This window comes from Pseudomonas azotoformans (assembly GCF_001579805.1).
Classification (GTDB): domain Bacteria; phylum Pseudomonadota; class Gammaproteobacteria; order Pseudomonadales; family Pseudomonadaceae; genus Aquipseudomonas; species Aquipseudomonas azotoformans_A.
The window spans coordinates 2,185,437-2,202,304 of sequence record NZ_CP014546.1; the positions used below are offsets into that span (position 1 = coordinate 2,185,437).

Consider the following 16,868-nt stretch of genomic DNA (forward strand, 5'->3'; position numbering starts at 1 on the left):
AGCTTATCGTTAGGAGGCTACAGATTAGATGGTTACCAGGCCGCGCACACCCTCACTTTCCATATTTTCACCTCGGCCCTGCTGCACGATTTCACCACGGGACATCACCAGGTATTGGTCGGCCAACTCGGCGGCAAAGTCGTAGAACTGCTCCACCAGCAGGATCGCCATATCGCCGCGCTCCGCCAGTTTCTTGATCACCGCGCCAATCTCCTTGATCACCGAGGGTTGAATGCCTTCGGTGGGTTCGTCGAGGATCAGCAAGCGCGGGCGACTGGCCAACGCCCGCCCAATCGCGAGCTGTTGCTGCTGGCCGCCAGACAAATCACCGCCACGCCGATGTTTCATCTGCAGCAACACGGGGAACAGTTCGTAGATGAATGCCGGGACTTCCTTGGCCTCTGAACCGGGGAAGCGCGAGAGCCCCATCAAGAGGTTTTCTTCCACCGTCAGCCGCCCGAAAATTTCTCGGCCCTGTGGCACGTAGGCGATACCCGCGTGCACGCGTTGGTGCGGCTTGAAACCGGTGATGGCGCGGCCTTCCCAATTCACCGCGCCTTCTTTGGCCGGCAGCAAGCCCATCAGGCACTTGAGCAGGGTGGTCTTGCCCACGCCGTTACGGCCGAGCAGGCAGGTCACTTCGCCGATCTTCACGTCAAACGACAGTCCGCGCAGGATGTGGCTACCGCCGTAATACTGGTGCAACTTGTCGACTTGCAGCATGTTCAGCTCTCCTCAGCGGCCCAGATAGACTTCGATCACCCGCTCGTTTTCCTGCACCTGTTCCAGCGACCCTTCGGCCAGCACGCTGCCCTGGTGCAACACGGTAACGTGGTCGGCAATCGAGCCGACAAACCCCATGTCGTGTTCCACCACCATCAGCGAATGCTTGCCCGCCAGGCGCTTGAACAGTTCGGCGGTGAATTCGGTTTCCGCGTCGGTCATGCCCGCCACCGGTTCATCCAGCAGCAATAGTTGCGGGTCCTGCATCAGCAACATGCCGATTTCCAGGAATTGCTTCTGGCCGTGGGACAGCAACCCCGCCTGGCGCTGGGCCGAAGCGGTCAGGCGGATGGTGTCGAGCACTTCATCGATACGGTCTTTCTGCTCGCCGCTCAAGCGTGCGCGCAGGCTGGCCCATACGGATTTGTCGGTCTTCTGCGCCAGCTCCAGGTTTTCGAACACGCTGAGGGCTTCGAACACCGTCGGCTTCTGGAACTTGCGGCCGATACCGGCCTGGGCGATCTGCACTTCACTCATGCTGGTGAGGTCGAGGTTTTCGCCAAACCAGGCGGTGCCGTGGCTGGGCCGGGTCTTGCCGGTGATCACGTCCATCAGCGTGGTCTTGCCCGCGCCATTGGGGCCGATGATGCAGCGCAGCTCGCCGACGCCGATGTACAGGTTCAAGGTGTTGAGCGCCTTGAAACCATCAAAGCTGACGCTGATGTCTTCCAGGCTCAGGATGGTGCCGTGGCGGGTGTTGAGACCCTTGCCGGCCGCCTGGCCAATACCGATGGCATCGCGGCCGGCGCCTGCATCGAAAATAGGTTCAAGCATGACGTTCCTCATTTCTTCAGCAGGCCGATAACGCCCTTGGGCAGGTACAGGGTGACGATGATGAACAGCGCCCCGAGGAAGAACAGCCAGTATTCCGGGAACGCCACGGTGAACCAGCTCTTCATGCCATTGACCACGCCAGCGCCCAGCAGCGGGCCGATCAGCGTGCCGCGCCCGCCCAGAGCGACCCATACGGCAGCTTCGATGGAGTTGGTCGGTGACATTTCGCTGGGGTTGATGATGCCCACCTGCGGCACATACAACGCTCCTGCCAACCCGCACAGCACTGCGCTCAGTACCCACACGAACAGTTTGAAACCGCGCGGATCGTAGCCGCAGAACATCAGGCGGTTTTCCGCATCACGCAGGGCGGTCAGCACTCGGCCGAACTTGCTGCGCGCCAGGCGCCAGCCGATGAACAGGCTCGCCACCAACAACAGCACCGTGGCCCCAAACAACACCGCCCGCGTGCCCGGCTCGGTAATGCCGAAGCCGAGGATGCTGCGGAAATTGGTGAAGCCGTTATTGCCGCCAAAACCCGTTTCGTTCCTGAAGAACAACAGCATCCCGGCAAAGGTCAGGGCCTGGGTCATGATCGAGAAATACACGCCTTTGATCCGTGAGCGAAAGGCGAAGAAGCCGAACACCAAGGCCAATAGGCCAGGCGCTAAAACCACCAAGCACATGGCCCAGAGGAAGTGCTGAGTGCCGACCCAATACCAGGGCAATTCGGTCCACGACAAAAAGGTCATGAACGCTGGCAATTCATCGCCGGACGCCTGGCGCATCAGGTACATGCCCATCGCGTAGCCACCGAGGGCAAAGAACAGGCCGTGGCCGAGGGACAACATCCCGGCGTAGCCCCACACCAGGTCCAGCGCGAGGGCGACGATGGCGTAGCACAGGATCTTGCCCACCAAGGTCAGGGTGTAGGCCGACACATGCAGCGGGTTTTCCGGTGACAGCAGTGAACACAATGGCAGCGCCAGCAGCAGCGCGAGAATCACCACGCCCACCGCGATCGTTACCTTCGGGCCGGCCTTTTGCGTGGCCGTGAGCATCAATGGCTGGTTCATCAGTCGATCACCCGTCCTTTCAGTGCGAAGAGTCCTTGCGGGCGTTTCTGAATAAACAGAATGATCAGCGCGAGGATCAGGATCTTGCCGAGCACGGCGCCGATCTGCGGCTCCAGGATTTTGTTGGCGATGCCCAGGCCAAAGGCGGCCATCACGCTCCCGGCCAACTGGCCGACACCGCCGAGTACCACGACCAGGAACGAATCGATGATGTAGCTCTGGCCCAGGTCCGGGCCGACGTTGCCGATCTGGCTCAGCGCCACTCCGCCCAGCCCGGCGATACCGGAACCGAGGCCAAACGCGAGCATGTCCACCCGCCCGGTGGGCACGCCGCAGCAGGCCGCCATGTTGCGGTTCTGGGTCACGGCACGCACGTTGAGGCCCAGGCGGGTCTTGTTCAGCAGCAACCACGTCAGCACCACCACGCACAGCGCGAAGCCAATGATCACAATCCGGTTGTACGGCAGCACTAGATTGGGCAGCACTTGAATGCCGCCGGACAGCCAGGCGGGGTTGGACACTTCGACGTTCTGCGCGCCAAACACCAGGCGCACCAGCTGGATCAGCATCAGGCTGATACCCCAGGTGGCGAGCAAGGTTTCCAGCGGGCGGCCATACAGGTGACGAATCACTGTGCGCTCTAGCGCCATACCGATGGCGGCGGTGACAAAAAACGCCACCGGCAGCGCGATCAGCGGGTAGAACTCGATGGCTTGCGGCACATAACGCTGCATCAGCATTTGCACCACATAGGTGGAGTAGGCGCCGAGCATCAGCATCTCGCCGTGGGCCATGTTGATCACGCCGAGCAGGCCAAAGGTGATCGCCAGGCCCAGCGCCGCCAGCAGCAGGATCGAACCGAGGGACATGCCGCTGAAGGCTTGTCCGAGGATCTCGCCGAACATCAGTTTGCGCTTGACCTGCGCCAGGCTGGTTTCGGCGGCGGTGTGCACGGCGGCATCGGTTTCTACGCCGGGGGCGAGCAAGGCTTCCAGGCGTGTGCGCGCCAGCGGGTCGCCGGTGTTGCCGAGCAAACGCACGGCGGCGAGGCGCACGACCGGGTCAGGGTCGACCAGTTGCAGGTTGGCCAGGGCCAGGCTGAGGGCGGTATGCACGTCCTCGTTGGTCTCGCTGGCGACTTGCTGATCAAGGAATTTCAGCTGCGCGGGTTGCGCGCTTTTTTGCAGGGTTTGTGCGGCTGCGAGGCGCACCTTGGGGTCGGCGGCGAGCAGTTGCTGGCTGGCTTGGACGTTGTCGATCAGCCCGCGCAGCCGATTGTTCAGGCGCACGGTCTTGGTTTCACCGTTGAGCGTGAGTTGGCCTTGTTGCAGGGCATCCACCAACTCGATGCGTGCCGGATCGGGCTGGGCGGCCCAGTCTTGCAGGAGCTTGGCTTGTTGGGCCGGGTTGGCGGCCAGGAAGTCTTCGACGTCGCTGGCGTGTGCGGCGAAAGGCAGCAACAGCAGGATGGCGAGGATGAAGCGGTAAAAGGCAGTAGGCATACAAGTGTCCTGATCGTGCGCGGACAGTGTGGGAGCGTGCTTGCTCGCGAATGCGGTGTGTCAGTCAATACATCTGTTACTGATCCACCGCATTCGCAAGCAAGCCCGCTCCCACATTTTTTGACCGAGTCGGGCTTTAGTTGCTCTTCACGGCGTAATCCGGCTTCTTGTCATTGCCCGGAATGTACGGGCTCCACGGCTGCGCCCGGATCGGCTCCTGGGTCTGCCACACTACCGAGAACTGACCATCCGCCTGGATCTCACCAATCATTACCGGCTTGTGCAGGTGGTGGTTGGTCTTGTCCATGGTCAAGGTAAAGCCCGACGGCGCGGCAAATGTCTGCCCGGCCAGCGCTTCACGCACTTTGTCGACGTCGGTGGACTTGGCTTTCTCCACCGCCTGCGCCCACATATGGATGCCCACGTAAGTGGCTTCCATCGGATCGTTGGTCACGGCTTTGTCCGCGCCCGGTAGGTTGTGTTTCTTGGCGTAGGCTTTCCAGTCGGCGACGAACTTCTGGTTCACCGGGTTCTCCACCGACTGGAAGTAGTTCCACGCGGCGAGGTTGCCCACCAGCGGCTTGGTGTCGATGCCGCGCAGTTCTTCTTCACCCACGGAGAACGCCACCACCGGCACGTCGGTGGCTTTCAAACCCTGGTTGGCCAGCTCCTTGTAGAACGGCACATTGGAGTCGCCGTTCACGGTGGAGATCACGGCTGTCTTGCCGCCGGCGGAGAACTTTTTGATGTTGGCGACGATGGTCTGGTAATCGGCATGGCCGAACGGGGTGTAGACCTCTTCGATGTCTTTATCCGCTACGCCTTTGGAGTGCAGGAACGAACGCAGGATCTTGTTGGTGGTGCGCGGGTACACGTAATCGGTGCCCAGCAGGAAGAAGCGCTTGGCGCTGCCGCCTTCTTCGCTCATCAGGTATTCCACCGCCGGGATCGCCTGCTGGTTTGGCGCCGCACCGGTATAGAACACGTTCGGCGACATCTCTTCGCCTTCGTATTGCACCGGGTAGAACAGCAGGCCATTGAGTTCTTCGAACACCGGCAACACGGATTTGCGCGACACCGAAGTCCAGCAGCCGAACACCACGGCCACCTTGTCCTGGGTCAGCAACTGCCGGCCCTTTTCGGCGAACAGCGGCCAGTTCGACGCCGGGTCGACGACCACCGGTTCGAGCATCTTGCCGTTCACCCCGCCCTTGGCGTTGATCTCGTCGATGGTCATCAGCGCCATGTCTTTAAGCGAGGTTTCGGAGATGGCCATGGTGCCGGACAGCGAATGCAGGATGCCGACCTTGATGGTCTCGGCGGCCTGGATCGTCCAGGTCATGCCCATGGCGGCAATGGATGCCGAGAGAGTGAAAGCCTTGATCAAGCTGCGACGCTTCATGGTGCAATCTCCGTGACCGATTTTTCTTGGATGGCTGATAGGAGAGGAGATAGCAAAGGCTGTGCCGAAGTTGTCAAAGCCTGGCAGGTGAGGGGCAGAGAGGGGCGGGAAGGGCCATGGCGCGCACCATTGTGGCGCTTGTTGAACGCTCGTGTGCACGGCGATGGGCTGTTGTGGTGCCTGCTGACGTTGTGTGGCGCACGCCAGCAGCCCACGAACAACCGGACTACTTATCTACCGATTTAACGTCGTGCCCGGTGCCGAGAATGAAGCGCCAGGACATTGTGTCCTGGCATCATCTCAAGGAGTGGTCATGGCTATCAGATTGTCACGCGAAGAGCGGGCAGCCAGTTCGAACCGTGGGGCTGCAAAGTTGCCCACGCTAAGCCCGGCGTTTATCAAGGAAACCGATGCGGCCTACTGGGCGCATTTGCACATCGGCGAACGCCGTGATGTGGAGTACGGCGGGGTGATCGTGCGCGATGCAGCCGGCCTGTATTTCGCAAGTTACCCGTTCCAGGGTGGGACCCTGCAGTTTGATCTGCGCGATGTATTGGCGTTGGGAGACGATGGCCTCTTTCTACAGCCGTCGGGCTATACCTGTGTGGCCAGTTACCACTCCCATCCTGCGCAACATGCACATATCAATAGCCGAAACCCCAGTTTCGATGAGCGTATGACCAAGGCATTTCTTGGGTTTTTCTCCGGTACGGACTTTTACTCGGATGTGTATGAGCGTAATTTTTTCCCCTCGGCTTATTTGTCCGGCCCGGACGGTTCGCTGATTCGCCACACCCCCAGCGGTTCGCCGGCGGAATTCAGTTTTGCATTGTGGGTACAGGCCGGGAAGCCTGCCAACAGCCCCGTGGGGGTTTACGGCCCCTTTGATCAGTTCATCAAGAAGGTTTCCAGCTTCGGCTCGCTGAGCTTTATCGTGTCAACCGATTGGTGGGGAGGCTCCGTCGGGCGGGTCCCGGCTGATTGGGTAGTGTTCGAACCCTTTGCCTCCTCCGAAGTCACCGAGCAACCGTTGTGTTCAAGTGTCTACGACCAGGCGAAGCTGGCGGTGATGACGGCGCTACCTTCGCCGGCGCCAGAGTCTCAGGTGGGTTTTGTGCTCAAGCACCTCACCCAAGAACGCTACGTGGCCACCGTGGCAGCCCCCGGGCATGCGCCGTTGTTTGCGTTGGATGGCGTGTTTCCAAAAGGCCCTGACGGTACGCCGCAATTGCCTTTCGACTATCGCCTGGAGGCCATTTACTTCAGCGACTGGTACGCCAAAGAGGAGGTGTCGGCCCGGGAAGACTGGCTCGCCAGTGTGTTTTTCTCCCCGGCACAGGTGGTCGCGGCGATTCAACAGGGGCAAAGCACTGAGAAGTTGCACGCTCCCAGCCGTGGGCTGGACCTGTACATGCGAGCCTTGGACCACACCCTACTTCAACTCAAGGTGCCTTCGGCGGCGTTGTCCACCGAGCTGTTCAAGCGCGCGAGTGACGGCACGATCAATGACAACGGCGCCCAGGCGGCGCTGACCGCAGGCACCTTGAGCCCGCGCAACTATGTGCGCAGGGTGATCGACGCCACGCCGCTGTGGGTGGTGCAGTCCGGAGGGCTGTGGCATGAAGTGGGCAGTGTGGATAATCGCTCGGCGTTGTTGAGCCCACTTTACTCGGCCACACTGAGTCACTCGTTTTTCTCCGCCCGTGATGCGGCAGTGTATGCCCATGAGCAAGTCGGCCATCAACGCAGCTTCTACTACGGAGGCTATGTACTAAAGAGCACGGATGGCCGTTTTGTGATCACCCAACCGCTGGAAAGTGTGGTGCATCCTTTTGCGTCCACGCTGTTTTTTCCGGTGAACGAACCTGGCCCGCTGATTCCGCCAGAGTCTTACGAACTGCATGCCCGTTATGGCTCCCACACGGAGCTGTCGATGGTCGACCCCGAGTGGGTCAAACAGCGGGGCTGGTCACGGGACGAAGCCTTGATTAACTTGCAGGTGTTTTCCACCGAAGAGATGTACTCGATCATTCAGGATCGACGGGTGGCGTACTTGTCCGGGGCTGAGGACTGCCTGTTGGAGTACACGCCGAATCAGTCGCCTGAAGAAGCGTTGCTGCTGGCCAATATCGCGCCTGGTGCCGGGGAGAACAGCCTGGGGCGGCGCCTCGATCGCGGTGAGATCCGGCCGGGCGATTGGGTGCGGCGCCTGGCCGTGGCTGGGGAGTTCAAGATCGTTCAGGGCAATGCATTGTGGGGGCCACGTTCGGTGGTCTACAGCGATTGGTCGCCCAATTTTACCTATGCCCCACGATCCGGTCCGCCTGATTACATAACCTATGGCGGTATCTTTACCAGCGCCGATGAGGCGGCTCGAGACGTGCAATCGCGAGTGCAGGGGCGTCGGTTGCCGGAAGAGGCGTGCTTTGCCTTTGTGCTCAAGCATGAAAGCTGGCTACAGTTCATCGCCACCGAAGTGGTTGGCGCGCGCACCGTAGAAGAACTGTTCAAACTGAACCGTCTGTTTCCCCGTGTACACCGGCGGGACCTCTACCGACTGCCCGAGGGGTTTAGGCTGCATTCCTTATTCCGCTCGCAGCAATGGTCGCCTCACTGGCTGTCGGGCGCCTCTGGCTGGTTAACACAGCATTTCGTCATGCCCGACGTATTGTTGGCCGCGCTCACTCGCGCTCTGGAGGATGAAAATGCACGCATGGCGATTTACTTTTCCACGCTTGACGGCGCGCTGTTACGGTATAGACCCTCGCCTATAAACCTGGAAAAGGGTGGCGAGGCCGACCGCTTACTGGGGGAGGCAAAAACCCAACTGGCTTCCGGTGCGAAGACACCGCAGGCGTTTATCCAGGACTGGGCGGCCAGGGGCGACCTGCAAGTGGTGCGTGTCAGCCTTTACTGGGACAAGGTCGGGCTGGTCGGTACTGAGTGGAACGGCTATGAACACATTGCGCCGCGCCGTTTGACCCCGTGTTTCGCGTTTGCCGATGATGCCGTGCGCCACGCCCAGACATTGGTCGGTAATGGGCACAAACGCACGTATGGCGGGGTCGTCCTGCAGTTGGTCAATGGGCTGTTTGTAGCGACAGAGCCCCTGCTGATTCCTCCTCAGGGCGCGACACTGAGTTGGGTCTACCCCGATGCTACGATTGCTACCGGGCTTTACCCAGGTGGCAGTACCCTCGTTGCCAACTACCGGTCGTTGCCGGAGCGAGAGGTGCCCATACTGCTGTCGCCGACGCAAAAAGCCGTTTACCAAAGCATGATTCCCACTGAGGTACTGGCTCATCTACTGCGCCAGACCACTAAGATCAAACGTCAATACGTGTTCGGCCCCACCGGTTCGATACTCAGCTATCAATTGTCAGACACTATTGATGAGGCGCAGCTCAAAAAAAGCCTGAATCTCAATGGCCGCTACACCGGCGACTTCGTTGACAATTTCGCAGAACAGAAAATGCGTACCCAAGCCCTGCTGCCTCAGGACTTCGTCGAGAGTGTGGTCCGCGCCGGCGAGTTGCGCGTGGTGCAGGGCGATACCTTGTGGGGTAGCCCCAGGCTGTTAAGACCCAGGTTTGCACTGAATCAATATCAGGCCAAGCCATGGGAGGTTATCTCGGCGGTTGCTGACGCGCCGTGCGGTCCGATTTTTACCCGTGCTTTGGATGCCGTGCGGCATATTCAGCGCCGTTGGCAGCCACAGGCGCGTGTTGCCATCGGTTATGTACTCAAGGCCTTCGGGCGGGAGTTTTACATGGCCACCCAGCCCCAGCTCAGAGATAGTCATGAGAATTTGAGGGCGATTTTCCTTGATGGAAAAGTACCCCAGGGTTATTCGATTATTGGCGTGTATTTGTGTGCGTCGACCGAAACGATCGCTACGGCTGACGATGCAATGGCCCAGCATTTTTTTGCACCAGCGAGGATTGCCCAAGCGCTGCAGTTCATGACCACGCCTCGCAACGGGAACACGTTGCCGTTGTACCTGCTGTGCGCTGACGGCGCGCTGCTTGGGTATACCGTGCCCAAGACGGCGTCCGTGTCGGAACGCCTGGAAAAGGTGAGTCAGGACGCCACGCAACTGCGAGATGGCACGCTGACGGTGCGTGACTATGTCGTCAAGTTGGCTGAGCTCGGTGAGTTGCAAGTCAGGCTCACTAGTGAAATATGGGGGCGCAAGGAGCGTGTCAATGCGCAGTGGCAGCCCAAGCGGGCGGCCCACACGTTTACCAGTGATCCCTATTTCCATTCGTTCTGCGGGCCGCTGTTCTTCTTTGCCGACGACGCCGCGCGTTATGCCCAGCAGTTGATCGCGCCGTTCCACGCCAAGACGTATCTGGGGGCCCTGCTGGTGCCCCCGCGCCTATCGGGGTTTGTTGCGATTGACCCTGTGGAAGACCGGCCCGGGCTTGGCAACAGTACGCTGGAGTGGTTCTTCTGGCTCGGGCACGCCGGGTTCGACATACCGGCGGGTCACGACCTGCATGACTACAAAATTGCTGCGGTGCATGCGTTCTTCAAGTCAATCCCGTACACCAGCAGTCTCAAACCACTGGACATCAGCCTGCTACCCAATTTTGTCTCCACGCAGGATCTGAACAACTACCTGTCGGTGGTCATCAGCAATCTCCCTGATGCCCAATGCATCTACCTATCTTGCCGGGGGGGTGGCCTGCTCAAGTACGTACCCGCAGTGTCGAGCGCGGAGTCGACACTGCTTAGCGCTCGGGCGGAGCCTGCGCCCAGTGCATTGGTCAGTCATTTGTGCCGTTTGGGCAGCTTGTCGGTATTGATCACTGACACGTTCTGGAAAAGGCGAGGGGTGCTGGGGGTCGAATGGGCAACGGTCAGTGGGGAGGCCGGCGAGCCCTGGTATGGGCGTGCAAAAGACGAACTCTAATCTCAGCGCCTGCGCATCAACCCGATAAAAAACAACCCGCCAATCGCCGCTGTGGCCACTCCGATGGGCAGGTCTTCGGGGGCGATCAGCGTGCGCGCAGCCACATCGACCCAGACCAGGAACAGGCTGCCGAGGAGCGCGCACACCGGCAGTAACCGTCGATGCTCGGCGCCCACCAGGCGCCGGGCAATGTGCGGGATCATCAGGCCGACAAAACCGATGGAGCCACTGATGGAGACCAGCACGCCGGTCATCAGCGAGGCCACCAGAAATACCTTCAGCCGCACGTTGCGCGCATTCAGGCCCAGGGTCACGGCGGTCTGTTCGCCGGCCATCAGTGCATTCAATGGGCGAGCCATGCCCACCAGTACCAACAGGCCCATCAGCACTGTGGCGGCGGGAATCGCCAGCAGTTCCCAACGTGCCAGGCCCAAGCCGCCGAGCATCCAGAACATCACCGCCGAGGCGGCGCGATGGTCGCCCATGAACAACAGCAGATTGGCTGCCGCCATCATTACAAACGACACCGCCACGCCGCACAGCAGCAGGCGATCACTCTCCAGCCGGCCGTTGCGACTGGCCACTGCCAGCACCACCAGCATGCTCAGCAGTGCGCCGATAAAGGCGGCGATGGGCAACGTGAGCAAGCCGACGACTTCGCCCACATGCAGCACCACAATCACCGCGCCGAGGGTGGCGCCGGAGGTCACGCCGAGCAGGTGCGGGTCGGCCAGCGGGTTGCGCGTGACGGCCTGCAATACCGCGCCGATCAATGCCAACCCGGCGCCCACCAACGCGCCCAGCAACATGCGTGGTACTCGGATCAGCCAAACAATGTGTTCCTGCCCGGCGGGCCAGTTCACCTCGCCGATGCCGCAGGTTTTGTACACCACGATCCGCCACACCACGTCGACCGGCACTCGCGCCGGGCCGAAGCCCAACGAGATGACACAGGAGACGAAGAGCACCACAGCCAGGACGATGAGCAGCAAGGCATAGCGACGGCTGATCATTCGCCGTGAAACCCCTTGGCCAGCGTCTCGACGGCCAGTACGTTATCGATGCCCGGCGTGGCTTGTACGTAAGGGATCACGATAAACCGTTGGTTCTTGATCGCGTCCACCGCTTGCAGCGCCGGGTTATTCATCAGGAACGCCTGCTTCTGCTCGGCGGTGATTTCGCTGTAGTCGACGATCACGATCACTTGCGGGTTGCGCTCCACCACGGTTTCCCAATTGACGCGGGTCCAACTGGCATCGACGTCATCGAGAATATTGCGCCCACCGGCCGCCTCGATCAGCGCCTGGGGCATGCCCAGGCGGCCTGAGGTCATGGCGCGGTCTTCGCCGCTGTCGTAGAGGAACACCCGGGGTTTGCCTTCGGGCAGGTTTTTCTGCACCTCGTCGACCTGCGCCTGCATTTGCGCGATCAGCGTATTGGCGCGGTCCTGCACGTCGAAAATCTTGCCCAGGTTGCGCAGGTCGTTATAGGTGTCTTCCAGCGTCGCGGCCGGGCGTTTCATCACGAAGGCACAGGATTCGGTCAGCTCGTACACGTTGATGCCCAAGGGTTGCAGGGTACTTGGCGTGAGGTCGCCGCCCACGCGCATGCCGTAGTCCCAGCCGGCGAAGAAGAAGTCCACGTTGGCGTCGAGCAGGGTTTCCACCGACGGGTATTTGCTCGCCAACTCCGGCAGGCCGTCGAGGATCTCGGCCATTTGCGGGGTGACTGACTTCCAGCCGGTCACGCCGCTGTAGCCGGCCATGCGCGGTTTGAGGCCCAGGGCGAGCATCATCTGGGTCATGTTGATGTCGTGGCTGACTGCGTGTTTCGGCGCTTCCTGGAAGGTCACGTTGCGGTTGCAGCTTTTGACGGTGACCGGGTAATGGGTCGCTTCGGCGAACGCGTGGGCAGTACCGAACAGCAACGCGAGAGATAGCAGGGAGCGCAGGATCATGGTTGGGTTATCCAGGTGATTCGGGGGTAGCCGGACAAAGGGTGGGTGTCGATCAGTGCTTCGACGCCAAACACCTCGCGTAGCAACTCGGCGGTCAGTACATCATGGGGCGTACCGCTGGCGACGATGCGTCCGTGGTTGATCACGTACAGGCGATCACAGAAGGCGGCGGCCAGGTTCAGGTCGTGGATGCTGGCCAGAGTGCCGATGTTGAGGCGCTTGACCAGCCTCAGCAGTTCAAGCTGATAGCGTGGGTCGAGGTGGTTGGTGGGCTCGTCGAGGATCAGCAGTTGCGGTTGCTGGGCCAGGGCGCGGGCGAGGATCACACGCTGTTTTTCACCGCCGGAGAGGGTGGCGAAGGCGTGGTCTTCGAAGCCTTGCATGCCGACGGACGCCAACGCATTTTGCACCAGTTGCCGGTCATGCAAGGTGTCTCCATCGAACACGCCCTTGTGCGGCGTGCGGCCCATGGCGACGACTTCATCGACCCGCAGCCCAAAGGCATCGGGAAACTCCTGTAGCACCACCGCGATGCGCTGCGCACACCATTTTGAACTCTGCTTCCACAGGTTCTGATGTTCCAGCCGCACATCACCCTGTTCCGGTTTGCTGAACCGGTAGGCGCAGCGCAACAGGCTGGTCTTGCCGCTGCCATTGGGGCCGATCAACCCGACGAACTCTCCCGCACCGACCTGCAGGCTCGCATCACGCAGGTGGAACCGGTGATGGCAGTGGCCGTGGTCCGACGGCGTCCAGGCCAGGTCGGTGAGGGTGAGTGAAGTCATCAGAAGCTGTAGTCCGCGGTCACGAAGAATGAGCGTGGCTCGCCGAGGATCCACTGTTGCCCGTCGTTGTACTGGCTGACGGCATAGGTGCGGTCGAACAGGTTATTCAGTTGCAGGCCCAGGGTGGTGTTGCGCATGGCTTGCCACGACACGCTGGCGTCGACCACGGTGTAGCTCGGCAGCTCGTTCTGGTTGGCCATGTCGGCATATCGGGCATCGACATAACGCACACCGGCACCGGCGCGGATGTCGTCGGTCACGGCTTTGCTCAGCCACAAGTTGGCGGTACGGCGTGGCACGTCCACCGGGCGGTTGCCGTCGCGCGAGACTTGCACGCCGTTGACGTCCTGGCTGAAGTCGTCGTACTGCGCATGCACGATGGCGGCGTTGGCTTGCAGGGCCCAGGCGTGAGGCAGTTGCAGGTCGAGGCTGGCTTCCAGGCCTCGGGAGGATTGCTGGCCGACTTGCTGCTGATGGTCCGGGTCACCCGGAATGTCGGTGAGTAGTTTCTTTTTGACGATGTGATAAGCCGCTAAGGTCCATTCGCCGCGTTGGTCCCAGAAGGCTTGCTTGATGCCGATCTCGGTCTGCTTGGCGGTGGACAGGTCGAACTGCTGCTGGCTCGGGCTCAGGGAGATCAGGCCACCGACGCCGTCGGTGCTGGTGGAATACTGGCCGTACACCGAGGTGTCGGGCGTGATCGCGTAGACCAGGCCGGCTTTCCAGTTATTGCCGGTGAGGGTTTTGTCGGACTGGCTGCCATCGCGCAGGCCCTCACGTTCGACGTGGGCGTAGTCGCGGCGAAGGCCGGTGATCAGCGACAGTTGGTCGGTGAGTTGCAGACGGTTTTCGGCGAAGCCGGCGACGGTTTTGGTGGTGGTGGAGAACAGCGGCAGGAACGCGCTGTTGCTTGCAAACTGCCCCGGTTCCGGGTGGTTGACGTCGATGGGCTGGCCATCGCTGAAGGTGTCTGTGAACGGTGAATTACTGGCCAGGCGAAAGCGAATCCGGTTGTACTCCACGCCAGTCACGGTCTGGCTGTCGAGGCCGAACAGCGTGTGCTTGAAGGTGAAGGTCTGGCGGTCGCCCACCTGCTCCTGATTGTGCTTGATGCCGAAGTTGCCGCTGCGTGTGAGCTGGCCGTTGGTGAAGTTGTAGTTCTCGGCGTTCTGCCAGCGGCGCTGGTTTTTCAGGTAGTACAGCTCGTTGGTGGCGCTGACACTGTCGTTGAGCTGCCATTCGCTGGTCAGGCGCGTCCATTGGTCGTTGTAGTGCTGGGTATCGTTGTTGACGTTGTAATTCTTGTCGCGCAGGCCCTTGTGCAATTGGCCGTTGATCAACGGCGTACCGAAGTAGTTCTGCGGGCGCTGGTCGCCGTAGTCGCTGGCCAGGGTAAAGCTCAGGTTGTCCGCCGCCTGCCAGCGCAGGGCGCCGCTGACGAAGTCGCTGCTGGAGTCGCCACGGTCGATGAAACCGTTGCTGCGCAGGCGATTGAGGTTCAGGCGATAGCTCAGGGTATCGGTCAGTGAGCCGCCGCTGTCCAGGGCTTGCTGCTGGCGATCATAGGAACCGTAGCCCAGGCGGATGTGGTTTTCGATCTCGCCTGCAAACGGCTTTTTCGGCACGGTGTTGATCACTGCACCGGTGGCGCCTTCGCCATACAGCACCGAGGCTGGGCCGCGTAAAACGTCCACGCGCTCTACCGACCAAGTGTCCACCGGGAAGGTCGAGGTACCCATGCCCATGTACATGCGGTTGCCGTCGTACAGCTGCATCACCGAACCCTGGCCGGTAAAACCACGGGCCGACAACGAGGTGCCGCCATCGCCCGGCGTGCCGGTGCGGCTGATGCCGGTGGCGCGGGAGATTGCGTCCTGCACACTGGCATCGCCGCGTTCGCGGATCTGCGCGCCGGTCTGGCTTTCGACGCTGCCAGGGGTTTGCAGCGACGTGAGGTTCAAGCGCGAGCCGGCGGTGGTCGGGGTCTTGAGGTCGACGCGTTCGTCATCCAACGCGGGCGCGGTGACGGGGCTGGCGGGCAGGGTCAGGGCTTGGGCACTGTTATGCAGGGCGAGCAGGCACAGCCCGGACGCAAGGTACTTGTTCATCGGTCGATCAGTCTTCTAGGAGGAGTACTCGCCGCAGGGCGCGGCGAGCAACGATAACGCAGAAAGTGTTATAAGTTAACACTTATTCGCTGCGCGGCCAAAGTCCGCGCAAGGCTACAGAAAGGCTCTGCGCCGGGCATCTCGCCTGTTTCATGCAGAACCTGAGGCGGATTCACGTTGCGCAAAAAAGCGTGAAAGCACCAGGCGGTCCAATGCCCACACCAGGATCAACGAGGCACCCACCAGCGGAAAAATGATCGCCAGGGCGAGCATGATCACCATCGCGGTTTTCCACTTCGGCAGGTCATGGCGCAGCGGCGGAACGCCCAGCCCGCCATGAGGCCGACGCTTCCACCAGATCACCACGCCACTGACGGCGCTGAGCAAAATCATCAGGCAGATCAGCAGCACGATCAGCTGATTGACCCAGCCGAACATCTTGCCTTCGTGCAGCATCACGCCGGTCTCGGTGGCCCGCGCGACCAGGTTGTAATGTTCCCAACGCACATCGGCCAGCACCTTGCCGGTGTATTGGTCCACGTGCAGGGTGGCGTCATTGCGTGGGTCGTTGGCGAACACCGCGACGGTGAATACACCTTCGGCGGTGGTGGGGAAGGTGATGCTGTAGCCGGGCTCGACGTGACGTGCATTGGCCAGGTCGACCACCTGCTGCAAGCGCAAGGTGGGCGCCGCCGGACCCGAGTGCATGGCGCCGTGGTTCATGTGTTCGGCGTGGTCGCCGGACATCGGCATCGGCGTGTTTTCCATGGCCCAGGGCACGGTCTGTTGGCTGGCGGTATTGAGGACGCGCGCCTGCTGATCGGACTGCGGCACGTTGTTCCACATTGCCGCCGGAAAGGTGTTCCACAAATCAGCGTATTGCTTGCCCCAGAAACCGGTCCAGGTCATGCCGCTGAGTAACATCACCAGCAGCAATGACGCGCCCCAGAAACCGGTGACTGCGTGCATATCGCGCCAGAACACCCGGCCACGACTGTTGACGCGAGGCCATAGAACACCCGCCGAGGACTTGCCGCGCGGCCACCACAGGTACAGGCCCGACACCACCAGCATCACACCCCAACCGGCGGCGAGTTCCACCAGGCGATCACCGACGGTGCCGATCATCAGCTCGCCGTGCAGGGCGCGGGCGATGGCTTGCAGGTTGTATTTCGAGTCCTGCTCGCCGAGGACCGTGCCGCGATAGGGATCGACGAACACGTTCACTTCGCGGCCTCCGTTGTGCATCACGAATTGTGCACTGCTGGTGGCGTCGGCCGGGGGCAGGTATTTGCTGATCGCAGCGTTAGGGTAAGCAGCTTTGGCGCGCTGCAGTTGCTCGTCGGCGCTCAGGGCGTGCTCGGCGGTTTGGACCTTGAGCAGTTCGCCGTACATCAGCGGGTCGAGTTGGGGTTTGAACAGGTAGATGATGCCGGTCAGTGCCAGCAGCACCATGAAAGGGGCGACGAACAGGCCGGCGTAGAAGTGCCAGCGCCAGGCCAGGTTGTAGAAGGAAATCTTTTGAGTGCTCATCGGGGGCTCCGCAAGGCATTAATTTTTTATGTC

Annotated in this window: 11 protein-coding genes; 1 reads left to right on the top strand and 10 read right to left on the bottom strand. The window is 61.1% G+C overall.

Features of this window, described 5'->3' with window-relative positions:
• Positions 1-24: 24 nt before the first annotated feature.
• From urtE to urtA, 5 genes are all read right to left on the bottom strand, one after another.
• Positions 25-723: an urea ABC transporter ATP-binding subunit UrtE gene (gene urtE / locus AYR47_RS10110; RefSeq protein ID WP_033897371.1), complete on the bottom strand. Its 699-nt coding sequence runs from the start codon at positions 721-723 to the stop codon at positions 25-27.
• Between the two features lie 12 nt (positions 724-735).
• The gene (gene urtD / locus AYR47_RS10115; protein WP_161630258.1) at positions 736-1,569 is read right to left on the bottom strand and encodes an urea ABC transporter ATP-binding protein UrtD; all 834 of its coding nucleotides are present in this window, start codon (positions 1,567-1,569) and stop codon (positions 736-738) included.
• On the bottom strand, positions 1,566-2,633 hold the full coding sequence (urtC, locus tag AYR47_RS10120) for an urea ABC transporter permease subunit UrtC (RefSeq protein ID WP_061435110.1): 1,068 nt from the start codon (positions 2,631-2,633) through the stop codon (positions 1,566-1,568). Before urtC ends, urtD begins: the two co-directional genes overlap by 4 nt.
• Complete coding sequence (gene urtB / locus AYR47_RS10125; protein ID WP_061435112.1) at positions 2,633-4,135, bottom strand: urea ABC transporter permease subunit UrtB; 1,503 nt, start codon at positions 4,133-4,135, stop codon at positions 2,633-2,635. Before urtB ends, urtC begins: the two co-directional genes overlap by 1 nt.
• Before the next feature lie 136 nt (positions 4,136-4,271).
• Entirely contained in the window at positions 4,272-5,537 is a 1,266-nt protein-coding gene (gene urtA / locus AYR47_RS10130; protein WP_061435114.1) for an urea ABC transporter substrate-binding protein, read from the bottom strand.
• A 313-nt stretch (positions 5,538-5,850) separates the two neighbouring features.
• Here urtA and AYR47_RS10135 point away from each other — a divergent pair, with 313 nt between their 5' ends.
• Positions 5,851-10,452, top strand: coding sequence for a DUF4329 domain-containing protein (locus AYR47_RS10135; RefSeq protein ID WP_061435116.1), 4,602 nt, complete (start codon positions 5,851-5,853; stop codon positions 10,450-10,452).
• A 2-nt stretch (positions 10,453-10,454) separates the two neighbouring features.
• Here AYR47_RS10135 and AYR47_RS10140 read toward each other — a convergent pair whose 3' ends face one another.
• The 5 genes from AYR47_RS10140 to AYR47_RS10160 form a co-directional block, all read right to left on the bottom strand.
• Positions 10,455-11,465, bottom strand: coding sequence for a FecCD family ABC transporter permease (locus tag AYR47_RS10140; RefSeq protein ID WP_033897365.1), 1,011 nt, complete (start codon positions 11,463-11,465; stop codon positions 10,455-10,457).
• Positions 11,462-12,409, bottom strand: coding sequence for an ABC transporter substrate-binding protein (locus AYR47_RS10145; RefSeq protein ID WP_061435118.1), 948 nt, complete (start codon positions 12,407-12,409; stop codon positions 11,462-11,464). Before AYR47_RS10145 ends, AYR47_RS10140 begins: the two co-directional genes overlap by 4 nt.
• Positions 12,406-13,194 (bottom strand): ABC transporter ATP-binding protein, encoded by a 789-nt coding sequence (locus AYR47_RS10150; RefSeq protein WP_061435120.1) that lies wholly within the window; start codon positions 13,192-13,194, stop codon positions 12,406-12,408. The genes AYR47_RS10145 and AYR47_RS10150 overlap by 4 nt, the downstream gene beginning before the upstream one ends.
• Positions 13,194-15,302: a TonB-dependent receptor gene (locus AYR47_RS10155; protein WP_061435122.1), complete on the bottom strand. Its 2,109-nt coding sequence runs from the start codon at positions 15,300-15,302 to the stop codon at positions 13,194-13,196. Before AYR47_RS10155 ends, AYR47_RS10150 begins: the two co-directional genes overlap by 1 nt.
• A 150-nt stretch (positions 15,303-15,452) precedes the next feature.
• Positions 15,453-16,835, bottom strand: coding sequence for a PepSY-associated TM helix domain-containing protein (locus AYR47_RS10160; protein WP_061435124.1), 1,383 nt, complete (start codon positions 16,833-16,835; stop codon positions 15,453-15,455).
• Between the last annotated feature and the right edge of the window lie 33 nt (positions 16,836-16,868).

Coding starts and splice junctions, on each gene's coding strand:
- urtE (WP_033897371.1), bottom strand. CDS start 723: ATGCTGCAAGTCGACAAGTTGCACCAGTATTACGGCGGTAGCCACATC.
- urtD (WP_161630258.1), bottom strand. CDS start 1,569: ATGAGGAACGTCATGCTTGAACCTATTTTCGATGCAGGCGCCGGCCGC.
- urtC (WP_061435110.1), bottom strand. CDS start 2,633: ATGAACCAGCCATTGATGCTCACGGCCACGCAAAAGGCCGGCCCGAAG.
- urtB (WP_061435112.1), bottom strand. CDS start 4,135: ATGCCTACTGCCTTTTACCGCTTCATCCTCGCCATCCTGCTGTTGCTG.
- urtA (WP_061435114.1), bottom strand. CDS start 5,537: ATGAAGCGTCGCAGCTTGATCAAGGCTTTCACTCTCTCGGCATCCATT.
- AYR47_RS10135 (WP_061435116.1), top strand. CDS start 5,851: ATGGCTATCAGATTGTCACGCGAAGAGCGGGCAGCCAGTTCGAACCGT.
- AYR47_RS10140 (WP_033897365.1), bottom strand. CDS start 11,465: ATGATCAGCCGTCGCTATGCCTTGCTGCTCATCGTCCTGGCTGTGGTG.
- AYR47_RS10145 (WP_061435118.1), bottom strand. CDS start 12,409: ATGATCCTGCGCTCCCTGCTATCTCTCGCGTTGCTGTTCGGTACTGCC.
- AYR47_RS10150 (WP_061435120.1), bottom strand. CDS start 13,194: ATGACTTCACTCACCCTCACCGACCTGGCCTGGACGCCGTCGGACCAC.
- AYR47_RS10155 (WP_061435122.1), bottom strand. CDS start 15,302: ATGAACAAGTACCTTGCGTCCGGGCTGTGCCTGCTCGCCCTGCATAAC.
- AYR47_RS10160 (WP_061435124.1), bottom strand. CDS start 16,835: ATGAGCACTCAAAAGATTTCCTTCTACAACCTGGCCTGGCGCTGGCAC.